Origin of the sequence: Rhodosalinus sediminis, assembly GCF_003385555.1 — a bacterium.
Classification (GTDB): domain Bacteria; phylum Pseudomonadota; class Alphaproteobacteria; order Rhodobacterales; family Rhodobacteraceae; genus Rhodosalinus; species Rhodosalinus sediminis.
The window spans coordinates 1-816 of the sequence record NZ_QOHR01000080.1 but is presented as its reverse complement, the minus strand read 5'-3'; the positions used below and the strand labels follow the sequence as shown (position 1 = coordinate 816).

The 816-nt window shown below is 66.3% G+C and carries 1 pseudogene; it reads right to left on the bottom strand.

Annotated features, from left to right (window positions below):
- A pseudogene (locus DRV84_RS15165) lies at positions 1-816 on the bottom strand (glycosyltransferase family 2 protein); the annotation flags it as partial.

The window sequence follows — 816 nt, the reverse complement described above, 5'->3', positions numbered from 1 at the left end:
CCGCCGACAGCGTCTCGGGTCGGAACACGCGGGCATCGGCAGGCAGCTCGATCTCTTGATTGGCAACCCATTCTCTGGCGATGTCGTCCGACAGGTCGATGGGCGGCGGCATGTAGGGGTCGCCCCCCTCGGCCGCCCAGCCGGGCACCGTCCCGGTGCGGCGCTGCGCCTTGGGGCGGGACTGGGATTTCCTTTCCACCTCGCTCATGAGCGCGGCGATCTTGGCGGGGTCGCGCGGTTGCGGTGGCTTGGCCTCGACCTTCGTGATCGGCACCTTGCTGGCCTGGATCAGGCTCTCGCGCAGCGCGTGGTAGGCGTCGGTGCGCTTGTATTCGGCCAGTCGCGCCTCGACACGGTCGAGCGCGTCGTGGTGCAGCCGGTTCAGCACCGGGTCTTGCAGCAGCTCGGCCATGATGCGGCGCCGCTCCGGCGCGTGGCGCAGGATCGCGCGGTCCTCGACCTCGTTTCTGTCCTGAAGCGCCCAGTAGTCGGCGTTGTACTTGTCCGTCTTGTTGTTCACGTTGCCGCGGAACCGGCGCATCGCGTAGCTGTCGACGGACTTGATGGCGTAGTGGTTCATCTGCGCCCAGGTGTAGCCCACGGTACGACGGATCGAGCGCCAGCCGCGGAATTTGAAATAGTCCTCCATCGGCAGGCCCGAGCCGTTGAGCCAGTGCACCGTGTCGGGAAAGCCCGTCTCGAGATGCTTGTTCTTGATCTTGGGGCGGTGAATCCCGAGGTTCCAGTAGACGGGATCGAACTTGAACAGCGTCTTGACGCCCCAGCCCTTGTTCCACAGTGGCGGGGCGGCGCGGG